Source organism: Flammeovirga sp. AWQ4_249 (assembly GCF_056161045.1).
In genome coordinates this window covers 35601-56599 of record NZ_JBSWYJ010000010.1, presented here as the reverse complement: position 1 = coordinate 56599, position 20999 = coordinate 35601, and the positions used below count along the sequence as shown (strand labels likewise).

At 31.2% G+C, this 20999-nt stretch carries 20 protein-coding genes; 11 read left to right on the top strand and 9 right to left on the bottom strand.

All coding sequences use genetic code 11. The annotated features are described in order from the left end of the window. Positions 1 to 32 precede the first annotated feature (32 nt). Together metF and ACXAHM_RS09975 are read left to right on the top strand one after the other, a co-directional pair. On the top strand, positions 33 to 992 hold the full coding sequence (gene metF / locus ACXAHM_RS09980) for a methylenetetrahydrofolate reductase [NAD(P)H] (RefSeq protein ID WP_474960292.1): 960 nt from the start codon (positions 33 to 35) through the stop codon (positions 990 to 992). 96 nt (positions 993 to 1088) lie between these two features. Beyond that, positions 1089 to 2342, top strand: a complete 1254-nt coding sequence (locus tag ACXAHM_RS09975) for a hypothetical protein (protein WP_474960291.1) — start codon at positions 1089 to 1091, stop codon at positions 2340 to 2342. Here ACXAHM_RS09975 and ctlX read toward each other — a convergent pair. Continuing rightward, the gene (ctlX, locus tag ACXAHM_RS09970) at positions 2335 to 3276 is read right to left on the bottom strand and encodes a citrulline utilization hydrolase CtlX (protein WP_474960290.1); all 942 of its coding nucleotides are present in this window, start codon (positions 3274 to 3276) and stop codon (positions 2335 to 2337) included. The genes ACXAHM_RS09975 and ctlX overlap by 8 nt on opposite strands. A gap of 949 nt (positions 3277 to 4225) precedes the next feature. On the opposite strand from ctlX, the gene ACXAHM_RS09965 reads away from it, so the two are divergent. From ACXAHM_RS09965 to ACXAHM_RS09955, 3 genes are all read left to right on the top strand, one after another. Further along, positions 4226 to 4840 carry a hypothetical protein gene (locus ACXAHM_RS09965; RefSeq protein ID WP_474960289.1) on the top strand — a complete coding sequence of 205 codons (615 nt, stop codon included), beginning with the start codon at positions 4226 to 4228 and terminating at the stop codon, positions 4838 to 4840. 161 nt (positions 4841 to 5001) lie between these two features. Continuing rightward, positions 5002 to 5709 carry a RadC family protein gene (gene radC, locus ACXAHM_RS09960; RefSeq protein ID WP_474960288.1) on the top strand — a complete coding sequence of 236 codons (708 nt, stop codon included), beginning with the start codon at positions 5002 to 5004 and terminating at the stop codon, positions 5707 to 5709. A gap of 185 nt (positions 5710 to 5894) precedes the next feature. After that, positions 5895 to 7193 (top strand): T9SS type A sorting domain-containing protein, encoded by a 1299-nt coding sequence (locus tag ACXAHM_RS09955; RefSeq protein ID WP_474960287.1) that lies wholly within the window; start codon positions 5895 to 5897, stop codon positions 7191 to 7193. A 40-nt stretch (positions 7194 to 7233) separates the two neighbouring features. On the opposite strand, the gene ACXAHM_RS09950 is transcribed toward ACXAHM_RS09955, so the two are convergent. The 3 genes from ACXAHM_RS09950 to ACXAHM_RS09940 form a co-directional block, all read right to left on the bottom strand. Beyond that, entirely contained in the window at positions 7234 to 7773 is a 540-nt protein-coding gene (locus tag ACXAHM_RS09950; RefSeq protein ID WP_474960286.1) for a hypothetical protein, read from the bottom strand. 155 nt (positions 7774 to 7928) lie between these two features. Next, the gene (folE, locus tag ACXAHM_RS09945; RefSeq protein ID WP_474960285.1) at positions 7929 to 8642 is read right to left on the bottom strand and encodes a GTP cyclohydrolase I FolE; all 714 of its coding nucleotides are present in this window, start codon (positions 8640 to 8642) and stop codon (positions 7929 to 7931) included. Next, on the bottom strand, positions 8602 to 9012 hold the full coding sequence (locus tag ACXAHM_RS09940; protein ID WP_474960284.1) for a 6-pyruvoyl trahydropterin synthase family protein: 411 nt from the start codon (positions 9010 to 9012) through the stop codon (positions 8602 to 8604). Before ACXAHM_RS09940 ends, folE begins: the two co-directional genes overlap by 41 nt. Positions 9013 to 9310: 298 nt before the next feature. Here ACXAHM_RS09940 and ACXAHM_RS09935 point away from each other — a divergent pair, with 298 nt between their 5' ends. Beyond that, entirely contained in the window at positions 9311 to 10255 is a 945-nt protein-coding gene (locus ACXAHM_RS09935) for a hydrogen peroxide-inducible genes activator (RefSeq protein WP_474960283.1), read from the top strand. 19 nt (positions 10256 to 10274) lie between these two features. Here the strand turns inward: ACXAHM_RS09935 and ACXAHM_RS09930 are convergent, their stop codons facing one another. After that, positions 10275 to 10790, bottom strand: a complete 516-nt coding sequence (locus ACXAHM_RS09930) for a hypothetical protein (protein WP_474960282.1) — start codon at positions 10788 to 10790, stop codon at positions 10275 to 10277. A 323-nt stretch (positions 10791 to 11113) separates the two neighbouring features. Here ACXAHM_RS09930 and ACXAHM_RS09925 point away from each other — a divergent pair, with 323 nt between their 5' ends. Together ACXAHM_RS09925 and ACXAHM_RS09920 are read left to right on the top strand one after the other, a co-directional pair. Then, the gene (locus ACXAHM_RS09925) at positions 11114 to 14047 is read left to right on the top strand and encodes an FAD-binding and (Fe-S)-binding domain-containing protein (protein WP_474960281.1); all 2934 of its coding nucleotides are present in this window, start codon (positions 11114 to 11116) and stop codon (positions 14045 to 14047) included. 247 nt (positions 14048 to 14294) lie between these two features. Continuing rightward, positions 14295 to 15158, top strand: a complete 864-nt coding sequence (locus ACXAHM_RS09920; RefSeq protein WP_474960280.1) for an NmrA family NAD(P)-binding protein — start codon at positions 14295 to 14297, stop codon at positions 15156 to 15158. A 28-nt stretch (positions 15159 to 15186) separates the two neighbouring features. Here ACXAHM_RS09920 and ACXAHM_RS09915 read toward each other — a convergent pair whose 3' ends face one another. Continuing rightward, positions 15187 to 15957, bottom strand: a complete 771-nt coding sequence (locus ACXAHM_RS09915; RefSeq protein WP_474960279.1) for a LuxR C-terminal-related transcriptional regulator — start codon at positions 15955 to 15957, stop codon at positions 15187 to 15189. Between the two features lie 103 nt (positions 15958 to 16060). Next, positions 16061 to 16753 (bottom strand): Dph6-related ATP pyrophosphatase, encoded by a 693-nt coding sequence (locus tag ACXAHM_RS09910; protein WP_474960278.1) that lies wholly within the window; start codon positions 16751 to 16753, stop codon positions 16061 to 16063. Between the two features lie 278 nt (positions 16754 to 17031). Here ACXAHM_RS09910 and cysS point away from each other — a divergent pair, with 278 nt between their 5' ends. From cysS to ACXAHM_RS09895, 3 genes are all read left to right on the top strand, one after another. Further along, complete coding sequence (cysS, locus tag ACXAHM_RS09905; protein WP_474960277.1) at positions 17032 to 18537, top strand: cysteine--tRNA ligase; 1506 nt, start codon at positions 17032 to 17034, stop codon at positions 18535 to 18537. 221 nt (positions 18538 to 18758) lie between these two features. Then, positions 18759 to 19487: a hypothetical protein gene (locus tag ACXAHM_RS09900; protein WP_474960276.1), complete on the top strand. Its 729-nt coding sequence runs from the start codon at positions 18759 to 18761 to the stop codon at positions 19485 to 19487. 104 nt (positions 19488 to 19591) lie between these two features. Beyond that, a complete protein-coding gene (locus ACXAHM_RS09895) occupies positions 19592 to 19906 on the top strand; it encodes a T9SS type A sorting domain-containing protein (protein WP_474960275.1) in 315 nt (104 codons plus the stop codon). 44 nt (positions 19907 to 19950) lie between these two features. On the opposite strand, the gene ACXAHM_RS09890 is transcribed toward ACXAHM_RS09895, so the two are convergent. Both ACXAHM_RS09890 and ACXAHM_RS09885 read right to left on the bottom strand, forming a co-directional pair. Beyond that, entirely contained in the window at positions 19951 to 20604 is a 654-nt protein-coding gene (locus tag ACXAHM_RS09890) for an SdpI family protein (RefSeq protein WP_474960274.1), read from the bottom strand. Between the two features lie 4 nt (positions 20605 to 20608). Further along, entirely contained in the window at positions 20609 to 20863 is a 255-nt protein-coding gene (locus ACXAHM_RS09885; protein ID WP_474960273.1) for an autorepressor SdpR family transcription factor, read from the bottom strand. Between the last annotated feature and the right edge of the window lie 136 nt (positions 20864 to 20999).

Sequence of the window (20999 nt, the reverse complement as noted above, 5' to 3'; positions counted from 1 at the left end):
TTGAGTTTCAAACAAACTAAACACACAAGCCTTTGAAAGTAATAGATCGTCTCACACAAGCAGCTGAAGAGAAAAAAACATTATTCTCTTTTGAATTACTTCCTCCAGTTAGAGGAAAAAGCATTCAATCATTATTTGATGCTATTGATCCATTGATGGAGTTCAACCCTGCATTTGTGGACGTGACCTATCATCGTGAAGAATATGTTTATAAGGAACTTCCAAACGGATTATTTGAAAAATCAATTCAAAGACACCGTCCTGGAACTGTAGCTGTTTGCGCTGCAATTATGCACAAATATAATGTGGACACTGTTCCTCATATCATCTGTGGAGGCTTTTCTAAAGAAGAAACAGAAAATATTCTGATTGAATTAAACTTCTTAGGTATAGAGAATATTCTTGCCTTAAGAGGTGATGCCGCCAAAGGTGAGGCAGCATTTACTCCACATCCAGAAGGATATGCTTATGCTTCAGAATTAGTCGAGCATGTTCAAAAAATGAATGAAGGAGAATTTAAATATGCGGATGAAACTGGTTTCAAAGGTGGTTTTAGCATTGGTGTAGCAGGTTACCCTGAAAAACATATGGATGCCTCTAATATGGACTCTGACATTGATTTCTTAAAGAAAAAAGTGGAATTAGGAGCTGATTATATTGTGACTCAAATGTTTTTTGATAATCAAAAATATTTTGATTTTGTCGAAAGATGTAGAGCTGCAGGTATTACTGTACCGATTATCCCTGGTATTAAGCCATTGACTACGAAAAAACAATTGACTTTACTTCCAAGTATTTTCAAATTAGATTTCCCTCAAGAATTATTGACGGAAGCCCAAAAATGTAAAAACAACAAAGAGGTTAGAGAATTAGGAATTGAATGGGGAATCAAACAATCAAAAGAATTGATTGAATATGGTGTCCCAGGTATGCATTTCTATTCAATGGGCCGATCAACTTCTGTGAAAGATATTGCTGAAGCCATCTTCTAGAGATAGATTTAATAACTAGAGATTCACTTTTTAATCTCTATGTCCTTATATTGCTACAATATTTGAGTTACTATCAAGTATTGTAGCATTTTTTATATGGGAATAATCAGTATCCTCTTTCTTGCTATCCTTATTTTTTTTCATTGGAAATATAATGCAGGAAACTTTTCGAAAATATATATCTCTAGTCTTTCTGTAAAACTCATTTTAGGATGTTGTATTGGATTGATCTACTCTTATTACTATAAAGGAGGTGATACTTTTGTTCTTTTTAAAGACGCTACAATTTTAGGTAAAATTGCTTGGAATGACTTCTCTAGTTTTTGGGAATTTATTACAGCAAAACCTTATCACACCCCTGAAGCAATACAAACTCAGTTAATTCCTAGTAATTCTTCCTCCACCTTTTTTAGTATTGTTTTAAGTCCTATAGCACTTCTGTGTCAGAATAATTATTGGATATCTTCTTTATATATCTCTTTCTTTGTCTTCATGAGTATATGGTATCTTTTCAAAAAGATTTCAATCTCCTTCCCTACTACAAAGTACAGTTTTTTAATTGCTAATTTTTGTATCCCAAGTATCGTTTTTTGGAGTAGTGGTATTATTAAAGAAGCTATTGTAATTGGTTGTATTTATTACGTTTTGGGATTTATACTCGATTACATTCAGACAAACAAGATTAATTGGGTCAATATCCTTTTAACACCTCTATTACTATTGACAGTATTTAGAATCAAATTCTATTATTTTGTCTGCGTATTTTTCTTTTTTAGCTTAATTTTCATTTTTCTCTACTTTCATCAAGAAAATAAAAAAGTAAACAAGAAAGTTGTAGGGTTAATCTTAATTGGAGTAACAATAGGAATCTCTAGCTTAAATTTATTTGAGTTTCATATGAATTTGGACCAACTACCCACTTCCTTTTATACTAATTACGAAAAATTGAGCCTTCACGAATCAGATCCTTATGCTATTGCGTTACCTTATATGTCTCCAACTTGGAAGGGAGTGATTATGTCTCTTCCAAAAGCTTTAGTGATAACATTATTAGAGCCAAATTATTTCACTTCAAGGCACTTTTTTGATTATATCATAAGTACTGAAAACTTATTATTTCTACTATTAGTCATTTATGCCTTTTCTACATATAAGAGAAAGGAAAAAATTGATCAAAATATTCAGATCATAATTCTCTTGGTTGTAATGTATGGATTACTGACAATTGGTTTATTAGGTATAGCAAGCCCCAATCTCGGATCTTTGAGCAGATACAAAATAGGGGCATATGTGTTTCTATATTATATATTTCTAATTCCCTTAGAAGCTAGATATTTAAAATTTAGATAGTATACATTTGTTCATCTAAATAAATTTCAGCCATCATACATCGTGTTCCACCACCACATACATTTTCAATTGTATCTATTGGTGAATGAATAATATTTGTGTATTTCTCAATCACTTCTTTTTGTTCATCAGTGAAAGAATGATATGCTCTGGATGACATTGTAAGATGTTTTTCACCTTTTAAATCAGTTACTTCAAGTACATTACATGTAAAATCTCTTAATTGATCAAAGGTAACATCAATAATTTCTTTACCTGTTGATTTAAAAGACTCCCATAAGATTTCTTTTTCTTTAGCGTCTTTAATTGATGCTCCACAAATAACTACAAAATCTGATGCTATTGATAGCATAACATTTGTATGATAAATAGGAATTTCTTTTTCATCTGTTGAAGTAAAAGAAATCGCTGTATATCCTAAATCAGACATATGTTTTTCAAATAGGCTTTTGTCTGTTCTTCTCGAAATACAAGCATACCCAACTTTATTTACTCTATCTAAAATCATACTTCCTGTTCCTTCAAGGAATTTTTCTTCCTTTTCATAAGCTGAAAGGTCTGTGATATTACTCACATGAAAGCACATTTCTAGTAATTCTATGATATCTTTTCTTTTTTCTGGTCTCCTATTTACGGGACGTAATGGATAAATAAAAATTCTACCATTAGCATGTGTAGTAAACCAATTATTAGGAAACTGACTATCTGGTTTTTTGGGAGAAGGCGTATCATCCACCACCGTCACATCAATATTATTTGCTCTTAATGTAGCAACATAATGATCAAACTCTTTTAAAGCACTTTCCTCATATTCATCACCACCTTCAGAATAATCTATTGAATTGTCCTGAAATTCGTTATCAACAGAAGTATCTTCATTAAAACTAAATGAAGCAGGTCGAACCATTAGTATATGTGAAGTTGAATTATTCATGTTATATGTGTAGTTAAATCTAAGATATCTACCAAAAAAGTTTACTATCAAGTAAAAAGTAGGCTTTTTTCATTACAAAAATCTAAAATTCTATTTTTTTTTCAATATTTCTAAAAAAAATTTTCATAAGTGTAAGTAAGTACACTTAACTACAATAAGTTCAGTGTTTTGATTAAAATTCAAAATATGATACATGTAGTAACATCCAATCTCAATACAAACAATAATTAAGTGTATTCTTAACAAAATTAAATAAGAAATATTTAAGTTTTTTCAAGAGTAAATTTTATGGTTATTTACTTTGACAATATAAAATATTACTCCATATTTGTAGTGTAATCAAGAACAAAGGATTACAATTGATATAGAAATCACAGCTCATAAGAGCTTAAAAATATAAGTAATAATTCATTTCATTTCATACTTTGTGGGAGAGGTTATCATTCAGTGGTAACCTCTTTTTTTGTCTATACGTTAATTTGTTCAATATTAAACATTCAATACTATATTTATTTTAAAAAAGCAATAGTTTTCATCATTGTTCTATTGCAGTTGGAAATCTGCGAAATCGCATAAAAATACAAAAATGATGAAAAACCCCTCATACATACATGTTTAGCAAAGTGAATAAATAATCACTTCAATATTAAATTAAAGTTAAGGAATTTATTTTAACATTTTTTAATTATTTATTTTCTCTTTAAGTGTATCAAACGACACTTTACAAAGAAAATATAGCAATTATACAGTATCTCCTTATGAAGTATAAGGATCAGATTACACTTAATGAATAAAAAGTAAATAAGTGTACTTGAGACGAAATAAAATAATATCAAATTACGTTTTTACACTTTATATATTTTGGCTATTTACATTTTGACAAAAGAAAATAATACCCCACCTTTGTGATGTAATCAAAACAGAAATTATACAAATAAAAATATACACTATGAAAAAGTTAACAGTTATAATTGCTACATTATTAGTTTCATTAAATTTATCAGCCACAGAATTTTACTTACCATTTAACGGTATCTCATATTTCTTCAAGGCTTCAACAGATGGAACTTCAGCTTCAATTATTTTCAACAACTTAGAAGGACAAGAAATTAACTTCGTAATTGAAGATGCAGCAGGAAAAGTTTATACATCAAAAACAGTTATTGCTTCAGGTAAAGTTAAAGAAGACATTAATTTCAAAAGTTTACCAGAAGGACAATATACTTTTAAGATGAATTTTGAAGATAAAATGTTAGTTAGAGAATTTTTCGTAACTCCTTCTAATACAGCAGTTATGTTAAACTATCAATTAGCTTCAGCAAATCAAAAATTCAAAATATCTGTAGCACAAGAAAACTTAAACATCATTTTAGGTAAAAATGTTGAAGGTTTTGTAAAAGTTAAATTATTAACATCAGAAGGCGACGTAGTTTACAATTCTAAATTCGTTGCTGGTGCTAAAAACGTAAAGCGTTTTGACTTATCTACTTTACCTACAGGTACATATACTGCAGAATTAGAAATCGACGGTGTTTCTTACTCAGATTCTTTCTCAGTATTATAATATTGATACTTAGATAAAATAAAAATATAAGTAATAATTTATTTCATTTCATTTCATACTTGGGAGAGGTTATCATAGTTAATGATAACCTCTTTTGTTTTATATTTACCTTAGCAAACTGATAATCAGTTACGATTCAAATTCATAAAACTAACTTAACGATGAATACGCTCTCTCATTTTGAAGAAAAACTTACGATTAAACATCTAGCAGAAGAAGATCGTCCTCGAGAAAAATTACAACTTAAAGGTAGACATAGTTTATCTGATGCTGAATTACTGGCTATCATAATTGGTTCAGGAACCAGAAGTTTATCTGCCATTGAAGTTGCCCAACTTATCTTACACAAAGGTCAAAATGATTTAAATACCTTAGCCCAATTCACACTCAAAGACTTAAAATCAATAAATGGTATTGGTGATGCAAAAGCGATAAGTATTATGGCAGCACTTGAATTAGGTAGAAGAAGAAAGGATAGCATAAAAAAAGAACGTCCTCGAATTACTTGTTCGAAAGATATCTATCAAGTTATAACACCTTATTTATTGGATTTAAATCATGAAGAATTGTGGGTAATTATCCTCACTCGTTCTAATCATATCAAGAAAATGGAAAAGGTAAGTATGGGTGGAATGACAGGAACAGTAGCAGACCCAAAGATAATTTTCCAAAATGCTTTGTCCGCGCAAGGATGCTCAATAATCCTTGTCCATAATCATCCTTCAGGCCAAGTTAAGCCTAGTCAAGCTGATATTTCTCTCACAAAAAAAATCAAAGAAGGTGGTAAGTTTCTCGAAATACCACTTTTAGACCATATTATCTTCGGAAATGATACGTATTTTAGTTTTGCAGATGAAGGCATATTGTAATTTTTCTGAAGTTAGGATAGCACATTTCTAATATTCAATTCCACTTTTTCAATGATATCATGCTAAAGGTGATCTAAATTAAAAAATATGCGTATTTTCAATAGGAAAGTGATTAAAGACAATCGACTTAATCATTCCTTCAATTTAAAACTTAAACTATTGGTTTTCTAAACTAAACCTACCTTATGAAAATATCTACTTTTCTATTTTTTATACTACTTTATACATCCTTCTCATTTGGAGAAAATTTTAGTACTACCAGTATAAAACCAGAGCTTGAAAGATACAGTTCGATTGAGCAATGGGAAAATCCAAATAATTGGTCTCCGAATATTGTTCCTTCTGAACAGACAATGATTGTTGTTAAAAAGAATTCATTTATCATTGATTTCAACCTAGACCTTGAAAAGAAAGTAGTAGGAAGCATCGATGTATCTCATGGAGCTGAATTTATGGTCACAAATAGAGGAAGTATATTTATTATCAATACATTATATATCAATCCTAATAGCTCTTTGATTGTTGAAGGTGCTTTGAAGGTTCAAAAAGCGACAATACATTCTACTGATGCTGAATTCACGATAGATCGAATAGGAAGTATAGATGCTCACGAAATTTTCTTGAAAGTTGATAATTATACTGCTGTATTAGATGGTCACATCTCTAGTACTTATTTACATGTCCATTTTTTTGATAAAAAAGGGCAATTAGAAATTGGTGACGATGCAGAAATCCACATTCAAAGTGACTTTATCATAAAAGATAAATATGAAGATAATATTGTTGGAGATATCTCTAAGATTACGACATATGGTTGTAGTGGGAATGCTATGATATGTGATGCGGTTACAGCCTATCACTTAAAATTACCAACAATGTTAGATTATTTTGATATTGAAATAGAAAAAGATATTTCCTATCTATACTGGGAAACTGGGACTGAAAGAGATGCAAGTCATTTTATTATTGAAAAATCAAATGATGGAAAAAACTATACGAAGATCGGCAAAGTAATGGCGAAAGGGAAATCATCTACTGAGAGTTCTTATGAACTAAAAGATGAAAAATTCGAAAAATCTAAAGATAATTATTATCGTTTAATTCTCGTTTTACAAGATGGTGAAGAATATGTTTGGGGAAGGCATTTGTTAGCAAATGAGTTAGACCGAGAAGAATTTGGTATTGAAAAAGTCTATCCTAACCCTACCAATTATTACTTAAAGATCGATTTCCATGCTGAGGCTAATGCAACTTTAGATATTAAGTTACACCATACTGAAAACGAAGCTATATGGGATATCAAACCTAAAATTGAAGGTAATAAGGCCATTTTTGATGTTCACCACTACCCTGCCGGAAATTATATTCTTAAAGTCAAAATGAATGATTTACTAGTTTATTCGGGCACTGTAATCATTCATGCCACGAATAGTAAAGGGAATATTAAAAATAGTCAAGCGATATTGGTAGAAGAAGAGAAATAAAAAAAAACTCCTTTCAAGTTATTTTGAAAGGAGTTTTTTATTAAAATAAGAATCCTAAAGAAATATCCATTACGCCGAGATTAATATCCTTATAGGTACCTGCATAATTATAATTTAACTGAATGTTGAACATTGCGATTGTAGTACCAACTCCGGCTCGTGCTCCAAAAGTCCAAAATTGATCATCCACATAATATTCATAATCATTGGTTCTTGTTTTTAAATACCATGATCGTACTGCACCAATACCTCCTTGTACATAAGGTTGAAAAGTAGTATCTCCATTAGGGTCCATTAAAAAATATCTTCCTTGAATAAGAATAGGAACTTGATACCACGCTTGACTAAGTGAGTTATCTAAAGGAATAGCAGCTAATCCTATGACTTGTCCAACAAGGACTGTTCTAAATCGGTCTGTCGTATGATGACTTAACTCAATATAAGCATTATAACCTCTAACAAAAGCACTTATATCTCCTACCCCTGCAGAACCGCCTCCACCAATTCCAAATTGAAATTGTGCATGAGCAAAATGTGTAATAAAGAATAGAGAAATAAGTAAGAGTAGTTTATTTTTCATTTTTGAGTTATTTTTTTGAGAGAGATAATGAGTAAATTGATAATTAATCAATTCTATCTTATTAAAAATAAAAAAGTAATTGCTTTAAAACAAAAAAGAAAGGGGCGCCTTAGTGAAAAGACAACCCTTTAAATTTATAATTTTTTGGTAATACTTTATTCAGAAGATTTTGGTATTAGTTCTAAAAACTCCTTGCGTGTACTTTCTTCTTTGAATTTTCCACTGAAATGTGAAGTAACAGTTGCACTGTATGTATCTTCTATTCCACGCATAGACACACAAAGATGCTTTGCGTCAATGAGTACTGCTACATCATCCGTACCTAAAGTTTTCTTTAAATCTTCAGCAATTTGAACTGTCAACCTTTCCTGCACTTGAGGACGTTTAGCATAATGTTGCACTATTCTATTGATCTTCGATAATCCAATTACCTTACCATTAGAAATATAAGCAATATGCGCAAAACCGATGATTGGTACGAAGTGATGTTCACAATTTGAATAAAAGTGAATATTCTTCTCAATCAACATTTCATCGTACTTATATTTATTGTCAAATAGCTTTATGTCAGGTCTATTATCAGGGTTTAAACCACTGAAAATTTCTTTCACATACATTTTTGCTACTCTATTAGGTGTACCGCTTAAGCTATCGTCAGTCAAATCTAGACCAAGAGTATCCATAATTTCACGAAAATGTGAGGATATCTTTTTTATCTTTTCATCATCTGATAATTCAAAAGCATTTTTTTTCATTGGCGTATCGTATGATGTTCCAATGTGGTTATCACCTATTTCATCTATATCTTCATTACGAATCTCCAACTCCTTAGATTGAAGGGTATTCAACGAAGTTCCGTTCTGTTTCATATAAAATAACTTTAAGGGCAAATTTGTCTTCTAAGTTTTCACGTAAAATGTTCCAAATCACAACACAAATATTCTCTGCAGTTGGATTTAAAGTAGAAAATTCACTTACCTCTAGATTTAAATTTTTATGATCTAAATAATCTGTCACGTGTTCTTTCATGATATCTTTTAAGATTTTCATGTCAATTACGTATCCAGTTATAGGATCAATCTCACCCGTGACTTTTACGATGAGATTATAATTATGTCCATGATAATGCGGGTTATTACATTTACCGAAGATTTTATTATTTTCTTCTTCTGTTAAGGTGTTATTATGTAATCGATGAGCCGCATTAAAATGTGCTTTTCTTGATACTGTTACTTTCATTTTATACTTAAGCTCTTCGTAATAGAAGTTTGTAGAATGAAAAATACATATCAAATTTCAATTCACAAAGTTACAAGAGAAGAACCTATTATCTATAAACATTCTAAAATAGTTTAAGAACATTACCACAAATTATGATCAAACATTTGTAAACGAAATAAAAAGGGGTTATTAGTGCACTTATCTCCTTCTTGTTCTGCATTAATAAACTAAAAAAAATGTGTAATGTTTTGTCAAAAAATCATTTTCTACATTCTATTTCCCTAGAATATGGTATTTTTGATCAAAGTTTAAGGAAATGACGATTACACAATTAGAATATATTATTGCTGTTGAGCAACATCAAAGTTTTTCAGCAGCAGCAGATGCATGCTTCGTAACTCAACCTACTTTGAGTATGCAAATCAAAAAACTAGAAGAACAATTAGATGTTATCATTTTTGATAGAGGCAAACAACCAATAATCCCTACTGATGTAGGAAAATTAATTATTGAGCAAGGAAAAATAGTCATAAAAGAGGCTCAAAAAGTAAATGATGTCATTCTTGATTATAAAGGTGAAGTTAGTGGAGAATTGAAAATTGGTATTATTCCAACATTAGCCCCTTATCTAATTCCTTTATTTGTGGGTGCTATTTCTAGAAAATTCCCCAACTTAAAATTAATTATTAAAGAGTTACAATCTGAACATATTATAAAGGCTATTAATGACGACGCAATTGATGTAGGTTTATTAGTTACTCCAATTCATGAAGTTGGCATAACAGAGGAACCTTTGTTCTATGAAGATATTGTTGTCTATACAAATCCAGAATATAAATTTGAAAAACAACTTGAAGTAAATATTGAGGATATTACTTCCCCTGACATTTGGTTATTAAGTGCAGGACATTGCTTTAGAGATCAAGTGATCAACTTATGCTCTTATCAAAGAACAAATGATATGAATAGTTCATTACCTATTTCATACGAAAGTGGTTCTCTTGAAACTTTAATTAGACTTGTTGATAAAGAAGGAGGTTTTACATTACTTCCGGAACTCGCAGTTGATGAACTCCCAGAAGAAGCAAAAGATAGGATTAGAACTTTCGTGGACGAAAGACCAATGCGTGAAGTAAGCCTTATTTATGCTAGAAACTACGCAAAAGCAGGACTTATAAAAGTACTTTCAGATAGTATTAAAGAAAATATACCAAAGGAATTACTGACCCGTGATCGTGGTCATGTAGTAGAGTGGAGATAAATTAAACGGTTAGATGCTATTAATAATTACCTTCATTAATAGCATTTAACTCCTCTAATTCTTTTAATCTAGCTTCATGTTCATCTACCCATTTTGTAAGATTATAATCTTCATCTGGATAAAGCTCATAATAGGAAACATACTCACTTCCCATTGCTGAGAACTTTTCCGTAAAATAGATCTCAATTTGCCCAAAATTCAAGCTAATATTCTCTGTCCATTCATCATAATCACTTTGTGTGTAGGCTTGTTGAGCTAATTTTCTTTCTATTCTAGCTTTTTCCATTTCAGCTTGATAACTCTTATTAGAGTTCATAAGATCATTTTTCAAGACCTCATATAGTTGATATTCTTCAGGAGTAATATCAAATAAGTCTTTACCAAAATATCTTGTCCACAAATATTCATCTTGGGGATTTTCTTTCAAAAGTTTCCAGATTTGAGGCTTTACTAGAGGATCTTCTAACAATTCAGAATCATCATAGTATTGAGCATAAGACACAGAAGGTGTCATCAACCATAAAATGGATAACATCAATAAACTGGATAATATGTTTCGAATTGTGAGCATCTAGATAGAAATATTCAGGTAAGTGTATTAAAAAATTATACCCTATTAGATTATACTGATATTATAACGATAGAGTTACTTCAAGTATTTCCCTAATGTAATAAAAAAGGAAAAATAATGACAAATATAGATAAAATCCTATTTTAAATACAATATAGTAATTCTAATTTATTGAACATAATTCACAATTGACTGTTATATTTGTACCAAAGAGGAAACTAACAGCTTAATTCTTATTAAGTTCCACTCATAAATTTTTTGTGTTTCAAACTTTCAAAAATTAGGACATGACAGCAAAAGTTAATATCAACAACAAACAACTTCAGCGATTACAGCAAAAATTGAAGGGACAGTTGCATTACGATGATGTGATGAGAACGCTTTATGCAACAGATGCATCTGCGTATAGAGAATTGCCACTCGCCGTCGCATTTCCCAAAGATAAAGAAGACATTCTAACACTTATAACTTTTGCTAACGAAAATAATACATCTCTAATACCGCGTACAGCGGGTACATCCTTAGCCGGACAAGTTGTAGGTCATGGTATTGTTGTTGATGTTTCTAGAACTTTCACTGAAATTTTAGAGGTCAATAAAGAAGAAGGATGGGTTAGATTACAACCTGGAGTAATTCGAGATGAATTAAACAAACATCTGAAAGATTTTGACCTGTTTTTTGGACCTGAAACTTCAACTGCTAATAGAGCAATGATTGGTGGTATGGTCGGCAATAATTCATGTGGTGCTAACTCTGTACAATATGGTTCTGCTAGAGATCATCTTATCGAAGTTCGAGGTTTTTTGAGTGATGGAACTGAAGCTGTATTCAAAGAATTGACTGCTGATGAATTTGAAGCTAAAACTAAACTTGATACACTAGAAGGAAAACTTTATAAGGAAGTAAGTGAGATGCTTGCTCCCGAAGATGTAAGAGAAGAAATAGCTAGCGAGTTTCCAAAACCTTCTATTCCAAGAAGAAATACAGGATACGCCATTGATCTTTTGGCAAGAATGCAACCTTTTAACCCTGAAGGAAAACCTTTCAACTTTTGCGAGTTAATTGCTGGTTCTGAGGGAACATTAATCTTCATTACTGAAATCAAAATGCACTGTAACCCTACTCCTCCAAAATACAAAGGAGTACTTTGTGCACAATTTGATTCAATTGATGAATCTTTGAGAGCGAATTTAGTTTCGCTAAAATTTAACCCAACCGCAGTCGAGTTAATGGATAAGTACATCCTTGATTGCACAAAAAATAGTATTGAACATCGTCAAAATCGTTTTTTCCTAAACGGTGATCCTGCTGCCGTATTAGTTACCGAAATTGCTCGTGATTCTGTTGAAGAAATGCGTACTGATGCTAAAGCATTAGAAGAAGCATATAAAGAAGCTGGTTTAGGAAATTATTTCACTTTAGTTGAAGGTGATGATGTTAAAAGAGTTTGGGATTTGCGTAAAGCTGGTCTTGGCTTATTATCTAATGTACCTGGAGATCCGAAAGCAGCACCTGTAATCGAAGATACAGCGGTAGATGTAGAGGATTTACCTGATTATATTGCAGAATTTAATGAGACATTAAAGAAATATGATCTTTTCTGTGTGCATTACGCACATGCAGGTTCGGGAGAACTACACTTACGCCCTGTTTTGGATTTAAAAACAGATGATGGTAATAAGATGTTTAAGGTAATTGCTGAAGAAATTGCCAAACTTGTTAAGAAATATAGAGGTTCATTAAGTGGAGAACATGGTGACGGTAGACTTCGTGGAGAGTTTATTGAATTTATGATTGGTAGCAAAAACTTTAAATTAGTTGAAGCCACTAAAAGATCATGGGATCCTCATAATATTTTCAATCCCAATAAAATCGTAGACACTCCTCCAATGGATGAAAGTCTTCGATTTATGCCTGGTATTGAAACTCCAGAAATTAAAACCACATTAGATTTCAGTGCTTCTCAAGGTATAATTAGAGCTGCTGAATTCTGTAATGGTGCAGGTGCATGTCGTAAAACAGAAGTAACAGGTGGAACTATGTGTCCTTCTTACATGGCAACACGTAATGAAAAGAATACTACACGTGCAAGAGCAAATATATTAAGAGAATACTTAAGAGCACCTTACACTATCAATCGCTTCAATCATGATGAGATTTATGAAGTGATGGATTTATGTTTGTCGTGTAAAGGCTGTAAATCAGAATGTCCTTCAAATGTAGATATTGCTAAATTAAAGGCTGAGTTTTTACAACAGTATTATAAGGCAAACGGTGCTCCTTTGCGAGCTAAAATGATTGCTTATTTCCCAAGATTGACAGAAATGGCAATGATGACTCCTAGGTTATTTAATTGGATGATAAGCAATTCTATGACAGGAAGTATTTTTAAAGCCATGACTGGGTTTGCTCCAGAACGATCAATTCCAAAGGTTCATAAGCATACTTTCAAGAGTTGGTTACAAAAATATACTCCAACTAAGGCATCAAAAGGAAAAGTATATATCTTCTGTGATGAGTTCACCAATTACAATGACACGCCAATTGGGCTCAAAACAATCACTTTATTAGAGAAACTAGGATATGAAGTTGAATGGCAACCACATGTAGAGAGTGGAAGAACATTCTTGTCTAAAGGTTTTGTAGAAGAAGCTAAAGACCTTGCCTGTAAAAATGTAGAAATGTTGAAAGATTATATCAGTGAGGAAACTCCTTTAATTGGTATAGAACCTTCAACTATTATGGCTTTTAGAGATGAATATCCTGATTTAGTGCATGCTCATCAAAAAGAAGATGCAGCTAATCTTGCAAAAAATGCTTTGATGATTGATGAGTTCATTGCAAGAGAAGTTAAAGCAGGAAATATTACTTCAGATCAATTTACAGAAGAAGAAAAATTAGTCAAATTACATACACACTGTCAACAAAAAGCAACAGGAACACAAGTAACGGGTAAACAAATGCTTGGTTTACCGAAAAACTATAAAGTACAGATTATTCCTTCTGGATGTTGTGGAATGGCGGGTTCTTTTGGTTATGAAAAAGAACATTATAAGGTTTCAATGGATGTAGGTGAATTAGTTTTATTCCCTACAATTCGAAAATTAGATAATGATGTAATAATTGCAGCCGCTGGTACAAGTTGTAGGCACCAAATTAAAGATGGTACCGAGAGGGATGCTTTACATCCTGTTGAGATTCTACTCAATGCCTTAAAATAAATTTCATAAAAGAGAATATCGATAAAAAGATATTCTCTTTTTTTATAAGCTACTGTAAAACAATTCTGTGAATAGTCATTATTTCAATTCATTCAATAGATACAAACTTATAAATTCCTCTTATTTTCTATTAAATTCTGATTTCCGAACGTTAGTTAAGGAGATGTTTATGGTCGTTAATGGACTACGGCGTTTCCATTTTTCCTCTCTATTTTTGTAATAATTCAATGTAATAAATGAGTAAATAATGAACAAAAAGGTATTAATAACTGGTATGGATAGCATTATCGGTTCTGAAGTTTTCAGATACCTTCTTCGTCATACTCAAGATACTATAGTGATTGGTCGTAGGAATAAGCCAGAAAAACTTCCTGAAAACTGTGAATATCGCTATTTAGACTTTAACGATGGAAGTACTTTTCAAAGTGCTTTGCAAGATATTGATGCAATATTTTTGGTCATACCTAGAAGGGTTCATGATTTCAGAAAAACATTTTCTACATTCCTTACTGTAAGTAAAACAGCTGGTGTGAAAGAAATAATATTTTCTTCGATTTTCAGAGGAAAATATAGCGTTTTTATTCCTCATCATTTGGTTGAATTAATTATCAAAAAAAGTGGTATCGATTACGTTATCGTTCAGCCCACTTATTTTATGCAAAATCTTACAACTTTCTTCAAAAAAGAGATTCAAGAAGATCAAAAAATTGCATTACCACACTTGAAAAGGACATTTAATTGGATTGATGCAAGAAATGCAGGAGAAGCAATTGTTCGTATTTTTCAGCAATTTGATAAATATAAAAATCAAACTATTCCTTTAATGGGTAATGAAAACAAAAATTTCATGGAAGTTACAGCTAAATTGACTGCGACTTTACCAAAGGATGTTGTTTATACTTCTACAATTAGAGAATTCATAAAGTCCCTACGTAGAAAAGGACTAGATTGTAAAGAAATAATCTTCTTAGTTGTTTTTATGGTTGCCGAAATGTTTGGAAACAAACCCACTAATGATCCACGATGTGAAGCTATTATAGGTAAGTCTCCAACAAGGTTGATGGAATTTATTATGAGGCACCTTCCAGATTTAGAGCCTACCAAGAAATAAACTTTCTACTATTTCCCTTAATAATAATTTAAATTATTCCTTCTCTAATACAAAAAGTTATCAATTGGGCTGTGTTCTTTGATTTTGCTTTTTGTAAAATATTCTTTTTATGTGTTTTTACTGTCTCTTGAGAAATACATAATTTTATTGCTATTTCATTATTCGTAAAGCCATCAGAAACCAATTTAATAATTTCCTTTTCTCTTTTTGTGAAAGTTGAATTCTGCTGAACTTCTACTTTTTTAGTAGGTACTGCATAGTATGAAGGGTATTTATGACTAATAAATGATACTTTATCATCAATAGGTGTATTTAAGTGAGTGATATCTGTATGGACACCTAATATTTTATGAATTCTACCATTTTCACTCACATTTAACGGTTTGGTTTGGTGTAAAAGCGTTTTGGTAATTCCTTTTTTTGAAATAACTCGAGTTAAATAAACTGTCTTATAATCAATCACTTGCTCAGGTAATAAATCATTAAAAAAGAAATTTGAGACTACTTCTTCTTTAGCCACCATATCTGTTAAGTCTTCGGGGTGACACATTTTCAATAAAGTTTCTAGATTTATTTCTTCTAAAGGAAGCTCATAAACTTTCTCTGCTCCTTTTGAAATAAATTCTATTTGAGGTGTTTCAATATTAAAAATATAATAATAATAATCACCTGCTGCGAAAAAATTACCAATTTGATCTATGATACTGAACTGTTCATCTGCGATTTGAATGCCTGATTCATTATTGCTTTCTAGCCAAATATTTTTGAGTTCATCAATTTCCTTTGTTCTGTTTTCCATAAGTAGTAGTTAAGTAGATAAAAAATGCAATGATAAAGATAGACTTTTCTAAATATGAAAAAAATAAGGCTATAAAAGTTTAACCTTATTTTTTCTTATTAGTTTACTTAGGCTGTAAATCACAAAAATGGAATTTTGAATGTATATCATTTCCATCTGCATCTTTGTAATTATATTCTCTTATTATCTTTTCTCCAATTTCAAATTCAACAGGATTTTCAAAAATAGGTCCGTCATATACAAACGTGTGGAATTCACCATTTTCTCCACATGGATCTACCCCTTCAGGTAAATCATGATAAAAATCCATATCCAAAGTTCTACCGATAAATTCTTCACCTAAAGTATCATTTACTGCTACTGCGACCGCTTTAAAACCTGCAGCAACAAACTCTTTATAAAGATCATCTGTATTTCCACCCCATAATGGAAAATGGCATTTCAAACCTACTTTACTCATTTGATCTTCACGGTATTTTCTTAAGTCTTCTAGATAAATATCACCAAGTATCAAATCTTTAATTCCATTCTCAACAAAAGGAGTTAAATGATTAGCAAGTTCTCTTTTATATGTATCATGAGATGCATCTTCTTCCAAATACATTTTATGTAATGGAATTCCAATAGAAGTAGCTTGTTGATCTAAAAGCTCTTCTCTTACACCATGCATACTAATTCTTTTGAATTCTGCTGATAAAGAAGTAAAAAGTCCTTGAATTTCCCACTCTTTAAGTGCTTTAAACAATGCAAAAGAAGAATCTTTTCCTCCACTCCATTGAAATAATGCCTTTTTCATTTATTTCTAAAATTTAATTTATTACTTTTGACTATCAATTCACGGTAATTTATGAAAAGCATTTTAAATATCGCCCCGATAAAAATCACCATCTTACGATGTTGTTGATTGTCAATGTTTAAAATTATGCACCCTTGCATAATTCAGATTGCCATATCCTGTAATTTCATATAAATTAATCCACCTAAATGGAAAAGTATGCAATTTTCTTAATTAATCATTAAGAGATATTTTTGCAACTTTATGTTTCCATTAGGTTCAAAATAAATATTGCGCTCATGCAACCAGATTTAAGAAAACAATTAAAAGTATACAATACGTTATCACGTAAAAAAGAGCTTTTTCAACCAATAAATCCTCCTTTTGTAGGAATGTATGTTTGTGGACCAACTGTTTATGGTGATGCCCATTTAGGACATGCAAGACCTGCCATTACTTTTGACGTTATTTTTAGATATTTAAAACATCAAGATTTTAAAGTACGTTATGTTCGTAATATTACAGATGTAGGACACCTTGTAGGTGATGCAGATGAAGGAGAAGATAAAATCGCCAAAAAAGCTAAGTTAGAGCAGATTGAACCAATGGAAGTGGTGCAGTATTATACTGATCGCTACCATAATGATATGACTGCATTAAATGTATTACCTCCAAGTATTGAACCTAGAGCTACTGGACACATTATTGAGCAAATCGAAATGATTGAAAAGATTCTTGAGGCTGGTTATGCTTATGAATCTAATGGTTCAGTCTATTTTGACGTAGTGAAATATAATGAAGATAAAGAATACGGTATTTTATCTGGTAGAAATATTGAGGAAATGCTTGATGGAACTCGTAATCTTGATGGTATGAGCGACAAGAAAAACCAAGTAGATTTTGCCTTGTGGAAAAAAGCTGAGCCTGAACATATCATGCGTTGGAATTCTCCATGGTCAGTTGGTTTTCCAGGATGGCACCTTGAATGTTCTGCAATGAGTGCTAAATATTTAGGAGATCATTTTGATATTCATGGTGGAGGAATGGACTTAAAATTCCCTCATCACGAAGCAGAAATTGCTCAATCTCAAGCTTGTAATCATGTTGCACCAGCCAAATATTGGTTACACAACAACTTGATCACAATTAATGGTCAAAAAATGGGTAAATCTTTAGGTAATTTCATCACATTAGAGGAATTATTTGAAGGAAAACATGAACTTCTTGAAGAAGCTTATTCTCCTATGACTATTCGTTTCTTTATTCTTCAAGCACAATATAGAAGTACATTAGATTTTTCTAATGATGCACTAAAAGCTGCTCGTAAAGGATATAGAAAAGTGATGAATGGTCTTCGTTTGGCGAAGAGTATGGAATACAAAGCAGATGAGAGCATTGAAGTAAATGAAAAACAAGCTAAAAATATTGAAAGTATCATCAACTCTATCTACAGAGGAATGAATGATGATTTCAATACTGCAGTTGCAATGGCAGGTATTTTCAACTTATTGAAAAAAATCAATGCTGTTCATGGCGGTAATATTCCAGCTGCTCAACTCGGAGAAAAAGCATTCAATGAGATGATCTCTGCCTACATTACTTTTATTGAAGATGTTTTAGGTCTTAAAGAAGAAACACCTGACCACTTCTTCCAAGCTTTAGATTACATCATTAAAGATTATTCAGAAGCAAAAGAAGTTAGAGATTATGAAAAAGTAGATGCTGTAAGAGCAAAACTAAAAGACATGGGTGTAGTCGTAAAAGATACCAAGACAGGTGTTGAATGGGCCTATGACGAAGTATAAATATTCTAATTAATTATATAAACCTCCCGTTGTGGAGGTTTTTTTTACCATTTTATACAAGATCATTGAACTCTTTCTTACTGACATTTGTTTCAAATTTCGTTTTTTTCAAAGAAAATAACTGTGTAATGATATGATATTACTTAAACTTTAAAACTAACTTCACTCACTACCGTTAGCACTAATAAACTCAGTAAGTAACTATTTAGAACCACTCACAAATGTCTAATTTAACTATCATTTTTCGCTCAGCTTTTACCGCTTTTGTACTTATCATACTATTTAATACTAACTCAATTGCTAATTTATATTATGATACAAACGCAAAAACAATTACAGTTTTAGGATCGTCCTACATGCTTTATGCTGATCTTATTGTACCCGATGATTACACTTTGATTGTTCCTTTAAATGCTACATTATCAGTAAAAGGTAATTTATCACTTTCTGAAGGTGCTCAATTACAAATTGCAGACCTTGGAGGTTTAAAAGTATTCAAAAATTTATCCTTGGATGGAAATAATACACTCAATATTGGTAATGGTACCAACAATCAAGCTTACCTTGTTGTAGGATTGGATTTAGATATCAAAGGAGAGCATAATCACTTTAATTGTCAAAACATGTCTGTTGCATATATTATGGGTGATATCACAAATTCAGATGGTACTTCTTCCAATGAAGTTTCAAAGTCTACTTCAGGTAATGGAGACCTTTGGAGTGACAGAACAGATGCTTTTGATATTTCACCTGGAAATTATGGAGAGCACAATCAGACAATCATTGATGCTAAAATTGAGATTAATGATTTATTATCTGTTGAATTAATTTCTCTTTCAGCAGAAATAAAAGAGACTTATCAAGAGATCAATTGGTCAACTGCAGTAGAGCAAAATGCTTCTCATTTTGAAATTTATTCTTTACTGATCGTAAAACATGGATCCTTTTAGGAAGTGTTAATGCTCATGGTAATACGAATACAATTATTGATTATACTTTTAAAGATGATTCACAAGACACTCAAACTGTACATTATAAACTATTACAATTTGATATGGATGGTAAGTATTCTACTTTTGGGCCTCTTACTTTACAGATGAATAAATATTCTATTCATACGTATATTTATCCTAATCCTAGCTCTAATGGAGAAGCTTCCATTCAAATATCAGGTTTAAAAGTGGGTAACAAGACTACATTACAAGTTTTGAATCGTGAGGGAAAGATTATTTTCAGTGACAGTATTATGAATGAACAAACTATCTCTAATTATGAGCTAAGTAGTAATATTAGTTTACTTCCAGGTATTTATTTTGTAAAAGTAAATAGTGGAATGAAACACAATGTTGAGAAGTTAATTGTACAATAAAAGAATAGTCTGTAGAGTAGTTGATCTATTCTACAGACTTTTTATTAATGATTTACTTTGACTTCCCTTTTATATGAGAAAAAAGAATAAGCAATTGGGACAATTATTATAACTGATAAAACAATCATGTTTATCGCGACTCTGATAGATTCATTTGAGATGAAAAAAGAAACAACAAGTAATATCCCGCCTATAAACCAAACTTTACCTGAAATTTCATGAGTTTTTTTCCAAACTTTATCGTTATCCAAAGTCCATGGTGTTCTAATTCCTATAAAATAATTAGGGCGTATTGTTCTAAAATAATTTCCTAATAACATAATCATTATCCCTACTCCCACTAATATATATTTTCCTGTTTCTTCAATAGAATTGACAGAAGCATACATAATTAAAAATGAAATGAGAGCCATGCTGATCGTCATTATCCATTTCAGAGAATTATATTTTTCTCCCATCAGGTGTAATTTCTTTTTGGGATCAATGTAGGGTACTATCATAAAAATCAAATAGGTAAGTAGAGGAATAGCTAACAAGAAAATACCTAAACTTCCTTTATCACCATATTGATCTACTTCTCCATATATATTCCAATGCACTGGCACCTTATCAGGCACTTCACTCCAAAACATTACTGCATAAAGTATTGGTAAAATGAGAATAGACAAAAGAGCAATTTCCTTAGCGAGCTTTTTCATAAAATTATTTTTTTAAGGTTAAAATCCAAGAGAGTAATTCTTCTATAATCGTTGTATTTAAAGAATATTCGACAAACTGCCCTTTCTTTTCACTAACAATTAAGTCAGCTCTTTTCAGAATATCTAAATGATGAGATATACTTGGCTTAGAGATATTGAATGCATCAGCTATCTCTCCTGCATTCATATCTTTTTCTTTCAACATTTCTATTATTTCTCTTCTTGTTTGGTCGTTTAATGCTTTAAAAATTTGATTCATAGGTTATAATTATATATTTAGACAATTATCTAAATATCTAAATTAACTTACAACATCAGCATTATATAATTATATATTTTCTTCATAAAATACATATAAACCACTTTGTTTCTACTTAAACTTTCCTAATGAAACT